The 10,740-nt window shown below is 37.7% G+C and carries 7 protein-coding genes; all 7 read left to right on the forward strand.

Translation table 11 applies throughout. From position 1 onward, the window contains the following. On the forward strand, positions 1-1,089 hold a 1,089-nt coding region (locus BLW74_RS22055; RefSeq protein WP_139265781.1), incomplete at its 5' end, for a T9SS type A sorting domain-containing protein. Positions 1,090-1,099: 10 nt separating this feature from the next. Further along, the gene (locus BLW74_RS22060) at positions 1,100-3,937 is read left to right on the forward strand and encodes a hypothetical protein (RefSeq protein ID WP_139265782.1); all 2,838 of its coding nucleotides are present in this window, start codon (positions 1,100-1,102) and stop codon (positions 3,935-3,937) included. 5 nt (positions 3,938-3,942) lie between these two features. Next, entirely contained in the window at positions 3,943-7,638 is a 3,696-nt protein-coding gene (locus BLW74_RS22065) for a DUF6443 domain-containing protein (RefSeq protein ID WP_089697094.1), read from the forward strand. A gap of 458 nt (positions 7,639-8,096) precedes the next feature. Then, complete coding sequence (locus BLW74_RS22075; protein WP_228425021.1) at positions 8,097-9,212, forward strand: RHS repeat-associated core domain-containing protein; 1,116 nt, start codon at positions 8,097-8,099, stop codon at positions 9,210-9,212. 9 nt (positions 9,213-9,221) lie between these two features. Next, the gene (locus BLW74_RS22080; protein ID WP_089697102.1) at positions 9,222-9,647 is read left to right on the forward strand and encodes a hypothetical protein; all 426 of its coding nucleotides are present in this window, start codon (positions 9,222-9,224) and stop codon (positions 9,645-9,647) included. A gap of 180 nt (positions 9,648-9,827) precedes the next feature. Then, positions 9,828-10,331, forward strand: a complete 504-nt coding sequence (locus BLW74_RS22085) for a hypothetical protein (RefSeq protein WP_089697105.1) — start codon at positions 9,828-9,830, stop codon at positions 10,329-10,331. A gap of 71 nt (positions 10,332-10,402) precedes the next feature. Then, the coding region (locus BLW74_RS22090; RefSeq protein WP_139265783.1) for an RHS repeat domain-containing protein at positions 10,403-10,740 on the forward strand (338 nt) is incomplete at its 3' end.

Here is a 10,740-nt window from a genome sequence, read left to right on the forward strand (position 1 = left end):
CAGGATTTAAAGGGTTACGGTTCCAAAGATGTTTTAATCACAAAACTGGATAAAGACGGAAAAGAACTTTCACAGCTTATTTTAGGAGGAAAAGGATTAGACGAAGTGGAAAAAATGATTCCAACTCGTGATGGCGGAGCATTATTGGGTATTTATTCCAGAAGTTCCGAGGTTCGTGTTTCGGGATCTGCCAGCGCTCAGGCAGGCAACCAAAGATCTGCCTCTTCAACAGCCATTAGTCAAACGCCAAAAGCCAGCAGCAATTATGGCGAAGGCGACTACTGGATCGTGAAGCTCGATAAAACCGGAAAAGTAGAATGGGAAAAGAACTTTGGAGGAAAAGGAGATGATCATATCAGAACCCTGGCTTTAACTTCAAATGGATTTATCATTGGTGGAGAATCAAGATCAGAAAGATCGGGAAATAAAACGGTCGGCATTGAAGAAGGGACAGATCTTTGGCTGATTGCTTTAAATGAAAGAGGCGATGAACAATGGCAGAAATCCTACAATTTCAAAAATCGTGATATTTTGATGGGAATGAGTGTTCTACATTCTGCAGACGATAAATCTTCCAAAGGCATTCTATTAGGAGGTTATACCCAGGCTGAAGGAAGAATACAAACTGATGATGAAACTTTCTGGATGCTATATCTAGATCAAAACGGGAATGAGCAGTGGAGAAAATACGTTAAAGGAGAATCCAGACAAAAGGAAGAAAGACTTTCTGATTTAAAATTGAACAGAGACGGATCAATTGTTCTGGCCGGAACCAGCGCAGAAGAGCTTGGAAAAGAAAACTGGAAGATTGTAAAGCTAGGCGACAGACAGGTTGATCAGTTAATTGAAAAATACGATATCAAGATCTATCCGAATCCAGTATCAGACTATGCGTATGTAGAAATTGGCTTTGATTTTAAAGACGCAGATATTCTTTTATATGACATGAGTGGCAGACAGCTTCAGAATTTAAAAACAAAGAATAAAGTAACTAAGATCAATACCCAGGCTTTGGTTCAGGGCGCTTATCTGGTGACGATAAAAACGGATACTAATAAAACGGCGAATGCTAAAATAATCAAGAAATAAACACAAGATCATGAAAAAAACAATCATTTCACTAGCCATTCTTATTGCTGGTATGGGTCAGTTGTATGCCCAGCAACAACAGGTGAATTTTGGGGATTCTTCCAGGCCGGTACCGTCTGTTTCCTCCCTTGCCACCTATGCCAATACTCCTGTATCCAATGCAACAGGGCTTCCGGAAATTTCATTTCCTTTATTGGGATTGCCAACCTACAACGGCGGAATGAGCTTAAATGTGGGATTGTCTTACAACCCTATGAATGTTTCACAGAATGAGCCAGCCAGCCAAACGGGTACCGGGTGGACCGTGTTTACAGGAGGGGTGATCTCAAGGAGCATTACGCTTGATATTGATGAAATGTATGATGATCCAACCAATGGTAATTATGTTAAAAATAATTTTGATGACATTTACTATTACAATCTTCCGGGAGTTTCCGGAAAATTCAAATTTGTTAGAAATCCTGCCAATAATACTTTTGAGCTGATCAATCTTTCGTCCAACAAAGTGAAAATTGAGTATACCCGCACCAGTAATACGGCAACCCTTATCCTTGATTCCTTTACCATCACCGATACAAATGGTATGAAATATTTTTTCAATGATTACAGCAGAAGCAATCAGGAAAGAAATGTTTATTCACTGGGAGGAAAAGTGTACAGATCTGCTTTCTTTTTATCCCAGATTAAAGATGCCAATAATGTGGAACTTGCCAATTTTACGTATCAGAAGGATATCAAATATAAGAATGGTTCCAATACGATTGTCTATCAAACCTGTAAATTAAAAAGTATTACATCTCCTGGCTTTGGAAAAATTGAGTTTGATTATTTATATGATTCTGCTCTGGATGGCGGTATGAATGATCCCTATGAGCTTCAGAAAATAAGCTTAAGAGACAATTACAATCACCTTATTTCCGGCTATAGTTTTGAATATACAATGCTTGGATATAATTATTCATCCTCAGGCAATCCTTTCTATGCTGATTATAAAAGAACCTTGATGAAACTTAAAAAGCTGGATAAAAATGAATCCGTTTCTGAAACAACAGAATTTGAATATGGCGTGCCAGCAGTTCCCCAATCTCCGGGAATGAGTCCCCGTGATTTATGCGATCAATCTACTTTACCCTCATTGCCCCAAGCTGCCCAGGGAATTTTAAGGAAAATAATAAGCCCTTCCAAAGGGGTTGTAGAATATAATTTTGAGCCGAATCAATATTACAAGAATCGCAATGAGCCAGACTATGCAAATTCTATTTTGAGCGGAAACAGCTTTATAGATCCGGAATTACAATATCTGAGTCCATTTAAGGATATCATGTACAATACTACCAAGCCGATACCCAATTACCCCTTTACGGTTTCAGGAACAACACCAACCAAAAAAGTGTTTATTGTCTTTGGTGTTGATGAATTCTATCCCGTTCCGCCGTATTGGGATACCAATACTCCACCCAAAGTAGATTATACAATTTATAACAGTGGCGGAGCCGTTGTAGGGGGAAGCCAGTGCTATTCTTACCAATATTATTCCGTAAGAGAATACGATCTGCCACCCGGAAATTATGTTTTACAGGTAACAGGATCCGGAGGAAGAGGTTTGGCCAATTTATTCGGGATGGAACATATTCCGCAGCCTTTTCCTAACAGGGTAACCGGAAAAGGAATAAGAATCGGCAGTATTAATTATTATAACAGCAAAGCGGAAACCACACCTGTGAAATCTACCAGATTTGAGTATAACAGTTTTTCAGACAGCCAGGCTTCATCAGGCGTTTTATTCTATCCTGAATTAGATGTGAATGCCGATAGCTATCCGTTATATAAAAATGTGAAAATAATGGAGGCTGATAACAACAACGGATATGTAAAGTACTACTATAAAAACCCGGATGACTATCCTAAGACGACAGTTTCCTGGCCTTATTATTCTTTAACAAGCGGAGGATTGCTGGACAAAAAAGAAGTGTACAATGCACAGAATAAACTTTTGGCTGCTGAGCAGAATAATTACACGTTTGAAGAAATTCCCGAAGCACAGGATTATACGCTTTGGAGCAATAACACGTTAACTTCCAAACCAGGATGGCTGAAAAAATCATCGGTTACTTCTACCAGTTATTTTGATAACGGGCAGAGTATAGAAGAGAAATCGGAAACCAATTTCAATGCCTTCAATTTTGGCGTGGAATCTACCAAAAAAGTGGTAGACGGAAATACCGTAGAGCAATTCTATACCTATCCACAAACAGGATATGCAAATCTTTCCAATGCCCGCATTTTGGATGTTCCTGTTGTACAGGAAGAAAAGAACGATGGTAAAACACTTTCTAAAATACAGACAAAATATGACAATGCAGGCAGTACACTCCCTACTTCGGTGCTGGCCACTAACATGAGTGACGGAACAACAAAGACAACAATGAAATTTGATCTCTATGACGAAAAAGGAAATCTCCTGCAATTAACATCTGCTGTAGGCGTTCCTACAGCGGTTGTGTATGGATACGACAAAACACAGCCTATTGCCAGGATAGAAGGAGCAACATATGCACAGGTAACCCCTTATATTCAGGCTATTGTAGATGCCTCGAATGCAGATGCTCAAAATCCGGCCAATGAACAGGCGCTCCTTACAGCACTGGATAATTTCAGAAAAACAGCTGCATTGAAGGACTTTCAAATCACCACCACCACCTATGATCCACTCATAGGAACCACCACGACTACTCCGCCGAACGGAATCAGAGTAATTTACAAGTACGATGCCAGTAACCGGTTACAAAAAATAGTGGACATGAACGGTGTGACTCTGAAAGAATACCAATACAACTACAAAAACTAAGCACAATGAAGAAAATAATACTACTCCTCAATTTGTTTATGGCAGGTTTTAGCTTTGCGCAGACCAACCTTACACAGACAGAAAATTATATTTATGAGAAAACCTGTTTAACGGAAGACTGTTCCAAAAAAACAGAATCCGTACAATATCTTGACGGGCTGGGAAGAGCTAAGCAAACTATCGCGATAAAAGCCACACCTTCCGGAAAAGATATTGCTGTTCCCATAGAGTATGATATCTACGGAAGACAGGTAAAAAGCTACCTTCCCGTTCCGCAGTCAGGGACGCAAAATGGAGCTTTATATGCCAACCCGCTTTCCAATGCTGCTTCAATTTATGGAAATGAAAAAATCTATGCCGAAAAGGTACTGGAATCCTCGCCCCTGGCAAGGCTGCAGCAGCAAAAACAGGTCGGGAACGACTGGACCGGGCATCCCGTACAGTTTTCTTATGATGCCAACACCTCAGCAGATGAAGTAAAAAAATATACTGTGGTCACAAGCTGGCCTGAGGGAAGAACCAACAGCGAGCTGAGCCTTTCAGGAACCTATGCTGAAAACACACTATACAAGTCCACGGTTACGGATGAAGACGGTAATATAACTACCGAATTCAAAAATAAGAAAGGACAGACCCTCTTAACCCGGAAAAAAGACGGAACCCAGAATGCAGATACGTATTATGTATACAACGAATATGGCGGGCTGGCCTATACCCTTCCTCCATTGGCTTCTGCCTCTGCTTTAACCCCTGCCATGGTAGATAACCTATGCTACCAGTACCGGTATGATGGATGGAACAGACTGGTGGAAAAGAAAATACCAGGAAAAGGCTGGGAATTTATGGTGTACGACAAGCAAAACAGACTGGTACTGGCACAGGACGCCAAATTAAGAACCACCACTAATAATTTTGCCGCCAAAGGCTGGATGTTCACCAAGTACGACCAGTATGGAAGAGTGGCTTATACCGGATTTTTTGCCAATACCTCTACCAGAGCAGCTATGCAGACCGCTATCAATAATATGTCTGCCAATGCGGCAAATAATGAAGCCAGAAGCACAACATCATTTGCTTCCGATGGAATGGATGTTTATTATACTAAAAATGCTTTCCCCACAGGAAGTATGAAAATTCTGAGTATCAATTATTACGACACCTATCCTTCCTACAGCTTCAATCCGCCTTTCCCAACTACAATAATGGGAAAAACGGTGCTTTCTGATAACTCAACAGCCAATGCGGTAAGCACAAAAAGCCTTCCTGTAATGAGTCTTGTAAAGAATATTGAAGATGATAACTGGACGAAAAATTATAACTATTATGATGCTAAAGGAAGAGTAATTGGCACTCATTCTATTAACCATTTAGGAGGATATTCCAAAACGGAATCATTACTGGACTTTGCAGGCATGCCTCAACAAAGCAAAGTATGGCACAAAAGACTGGCCACAGATCCTGAAAAAGTCATCACCCAGAGTTTTACCTATGACCAGCAAAACAGATTATTGGTGCATAAACACCAGATTGATTCCAATCCTGAAGAAATTCTGATACAGAATGAATACAATGAGCTTTCACAGCTGAAAAACAAAAAACTGGGCGGAACCAGCCCATCACAGCCATTACAGAATATAGACTATACTTATAATATCAGAGGATGGAACACTAAAATCAATGACCCCTCCAATCTGAACGGTAAACTGTTCGGGTACGAAATGAAATATTTGAGTCCTGTAAATTCCAATGTAGCTCCGGGAAAATTCTCAGGAATGATCACAGAGGTAGACTGGAAAAATGCTTCCGAAGATGTACTCAAAAGGTATAACTACAGCTATGACGGGCTGGGCAGGCTAAAGGATGCGGTCTATTCTGAACCCAACGCTGCAGTTCCGTTTAACAATTATTACAATGAACACCTTACTTATGATCTGAACGGAAACATCAAAACCCTAAAAAGAAATGCTTTCCCAATTACCGGAAACACAGCTACACAGGCAGACGATCTGGTATATGATTATACTGGAAACCAATTGACTAAAGTAACCGAAAATGCATTGAATGATTCAGGGTATGAAGGCGGAAATAATATTATTACCTATGATCAGAACGGAAACATGAAAGATATGCTGGATAAAGGAATCCAGTCTATTCAATACAATTATCTGAACCTTTCCAACCAGTATACCGTTCAGCAATCGAGTGCATTTGGGCAAATGAGTTACAGCACAATGAACTATCTCTATCGTGCTGACGGAACCAAACTGCGTAAAACCTATTCAAGCGCACCCCCAAGAGGATCTACTACTACCCGTATTACAGACTATCTGGATGGCTTCCAGTATACCTACACTGAAGGAGGCGGAATATGTCTTGAATGCAGAACAGAAAGTGCCTTTGAACAGCAGGCGTATAAAAATGCATCATTTGTGTTTCCGGGAAATCCAACCCCGGAATGGAAGCTGGATTTTGTTTCCACAGCAGCAGGATATTACAGTTTCACAGAAAACCGTTATATTTACCAATATGTAGACCACCTTGGAAATACCAGGGTAAGTTTTGCAAAAAACAGCGAAGGCGTTCCTGAAATTATAGATACCAACAACTATTATCCTTTTGGGCTGAACCATATTTCAAATTCGTTCAGCAATTCAGGTTTTGGAAGTTTCTACAGCTACAAGTACAATGATAAAGAACTTCAGGAAACAGGATTGTTTGATTACGGATGGAGACAGTATATGCCAGACCTGGGAAGATGGAATGGTATAGACCAGCTTGCAGAAAGCTACCTTTCTACCAGTCCGTTTGCTTATGTTGCCAATAATCCTGTATCAAGCTTTGATGTAGACGGCAGATGGATGGATGATTCAGGGCATATTACAGATACTACAGGACAGACCTTTGGGTTTCTTGGTTCATCATATAAACCTCAAGGTGCTACTAATTATCTGGGTGTAAAATATGGAGATGGCGGTGGAAACGGAAGCTATACACCATTTGGGAGAACACAAGCGTATGCGGATTTGATGACTGCATTTTATAATGGAGCAACCGGAGGAATGTCTAATATCGGGGGAACACTAAGATGGTGGACAGACTATGAAGATCCTGATCCTACTGTCACAGGAGTAGGTGCTTTTGGAATGTTGAAGCTAAAAAATCCTTTTGCTGACTCTGAATTATATAATAGCTCTCAAACTCTTAGAAAGATTGCTGGATTAGGTTTTACATTTAGCAAGCTCGTAGAAGCAGGATATAAACAAGCTTCAGTGTATGGAAAACCACCTGCATATGCAACGATGTCATTATATTTTGAAAAAAGTATTTTGGGGCAAAAAATTCTTTCTATAAAGCTCCCTTTTAGACAATTGAATGTTGACATGGCTTTGAAATGGTCTCAAAGAGCTAAAGTTGCGGGAAGGGTTTTAGGAGGAATTGGTGCAGGTTTAGCATTAGCTGATATACATCAAAATGGGGTAACCACTTCTAATTCATTAGATCTAGTAATGTCTGTATTGGCAGTATCTCCAACAGGATGGGGACAGGCTATAGCAGGAACATATTTTCTAGCCAATGGAATTACAGCATTGATAACTGGAAAAGATATAGGGCAACATATAGAAGGAGCCGTGAATAAATATTATAATGACGGTGTAAGAGAAGAAGAACAAAGAAAATTTAACGCAGCCATGGGCTACTAAAACTTATATATGATATTCATTGATTATTTATACTATCAGATAACTAATTTTTACCATCACTTTGAAAAAGATGGTACTCATAAAGCTTCAGGAATAATAGTGGTTTGTACCTTGCTTTCATTCAATTTAATATCTATATTAATTTTTTTACAGCATTATTATAATATAAACACTATGCCTTTAAATAAATATGTTATAATAATTTATTGTCTTCCTATTATTTTATTAGTAGGGTTGAGGTATTGGAAATTTACTTCCTATGAAGAAATTAAAGAAAAAGTGGAAGACTTTAGTAAAACAATAAAAATAATAGCTGACATTCTAGTAATAAGCTACGCTATCATTTCATTTTTTGGATTACTTATTTTAAGTCTTTACGTGGGCACATTAAAAAATACATTTTAGCCGTCAGCAAGGCATAATTAACGCATTGAATTTCAATGCGTTAATTTGAAATTTTGCAAAAAAACAGCGAAGGCGTTCCTGAAATTATCGATACCAACAACTATTATCCTTTTGGGCTGAATCATATTTCAAATTCATTCAGCAATTCTGGTTTTGGAAGTTTCTACAGCTACAAGTACAATGATAAAGAACTTCAGGAAACAGGTTTGTTTGATTACGGATGGAGACAGTATATGCCAGACCTGGGAAGATGGAACGGGATAGACCAGCTTGCAGAAAGCTACCTTTCTACCAGTCCGTTTGCTTATGTAGCCAATAATCCTGTATCAAGCTTTGATGTAGACGGAAGATGGTTTAATGATGATGGAAGCATAGGGCAAGCTCCTACCACATGGGGACTTCACGGTTCGCAGTATCAACCTATGATGACATTCAGCTCAAACGATGGTATGCACACTAATGAAGGCGCGGGTGTTACGGATAATGGAAATAACAGAATTGCACAAGGACCTAAACCTAATTTTTTTAAGACAATAGTTAATTTTGTCAAAAAACTATTCGGACGAAAAGAAGATAAAGTAGAAATAGGAGTAGTTGAGCCGACAACTCCTTACGAAGATACAACAGGATTTTTGGAGGATACATTAAATAATTGGTATAGTCTTATAGGAAAAGGAAACTGGTTTTTTAGCACTGCAGGAGTTTTGAGTGCTACTGCGGGAGTTATTGACTCTCAAAGCAAGTATTCAAAAGGTATTAGGAGAGGAATAGCTGGAAATTATGAGTTAAAAGGTCGAAACTTAAGCCAATTTGGTAATATGGAAATGACTGAAGCAACAAAACCCATCTCTAAATTAGTAAGAAATGCAAGATTAATAGGACATGCTTCTTTTTACTTAGGTGTTACGAGTGACGCAATGGGCATAATAAATGGAGATGTTTCGGTTGGAAAAGCACTTATAAATACAGGATTTGGAGCTGCAGGTAATTGGGGTGGCTCCATTGGAGCCTCTCTTAGTACAGTATATTTCGGAGTAGATGGCTTTTATCCTGGAGGCTGGCCTGGTATGTTTAATGATAGTAATTTTGTTCAAGGAAAATTAGATGAAGGGTTTAATCAGGCAGGCCCCTATAGAATAAATGTGTTTGGAGCTCACGAACCTAAATAAACAATAATTATGGAGAAAATTAAAAAAGCATATTATTACTTTTTTTATAAAATTTATAAGTCAATAGAATATACTTCTGAACTTGTAGGAGGTGCGTTTTGGACTGACTTTAAAACAGGCCTTGTAGTAGGAACTTTAGAAATATGGCTTCTTGCCTCAGGATTAATTTATTATTCTATAATCAAGGATATTAAGCTGAACCTTACTCTCACAAATCCTATAGTATTGATTCCTCTAATATTACTTTTAATATTGAATTATTTTGCATTTATCCGTACAGATGTGTGGAAAAAATATAACGCGGAATTTGATAAATTGCCAAAAGATAAAAATAAAAAAGGAGCAATTATTGTTTGGGCAATTATTGCTTTTATTACTATTAATTTTTTTGGATCAGCTTATTATTTGCAAAAATATGTTCTTAAAATGCATTAGTAAATATAATAGTAAACATTCAATAATATATTTGGTAATATCCAAAATATGCTAGTAATAAATTAGAGTATGTTTAATGATAGTAATTTTGTTCAAGGAAAATTAGATGAAGGGTTTAATCAGGCAGGCCCCTATAGAATCAATGTGTTTGGAGCTCACGAACCTAAATAAACAATAATTATGGAGAAAATTAAAAAAGCATATTATTACTTTTTTTATAAACTATATAAACATTCAAAGGGTTCTATTTTCCCTGAAAATTTTACTGGGAGTATATTTTTAGGTACTTTAGGGATTTGGTTTACTATTACTCTATTAAACTATTATAATATTTTCATTGATAAAAGTATCAACTTTACAAAGGAAGTTTATATCGGAATTGCTGTCTTTTTTTTACTCACGTCTTATATTACTATAGATTATAATGATACTTGGAAAAAATACAATCAGGAATTTGATCAACTACCTACAGAAAAAAATAAAGTAGGTGGTATTATAGTTTGGTCAGTAATTATTGTTATTGTTGCTAATATGATATTTTCTTACTATTTCTTATATGAAAGGGCTAAACGAAATCAAACTGGACCCTACGCTAAGGAATATATCCAACAGCAGAAAATTAAAGATTCATTAGAGAATATAAAATATAAAAAAAGAATGGAAGATATTAGACAGGGTAAATAATTGGATAATGTTCCGAACATGTTGATAATAATTAGAGTATTGGTTTTCAATACTCTAATTTTAAAATATATGTGAAGCTACCCTCGAATACAAAGATAAGTTTTGCAAAAAACAGCGAAGGCGTTCCTGAAATTATAGATACCAACAACTATTATCCTTTTGGGCTGAACCATATTTCAAATTCGTTCAGCAATTCAGGTTTTGGAAGTTTCTACAGCTACAAGTACAATGATAAAGAACTGCAGGAAACAGGTTTGTTTGATTACGGATGGAGACAGTATATGCCAGACCTGGGAAGATGGAATGGTATAGACCAGCTGGCAGAAAGCTACCTTTCTACCAGTCCGTTTGCTTATGTAGCCAATAATCCGGTATCAAGCTTTGATGTAGACGGAAGATGGTTTAATGA

Origin of the sequence: Chryseobacterium culicis, from assembly GCF_900108365.1 — a bacterium.
Classification (GTDB): domain Bacteria; phylum Bacteroidota; class Bacteroidia; order Flavobacteriales; family Weeksellaceae; genus Chryseobacterium; species Chryseobacterium culicis.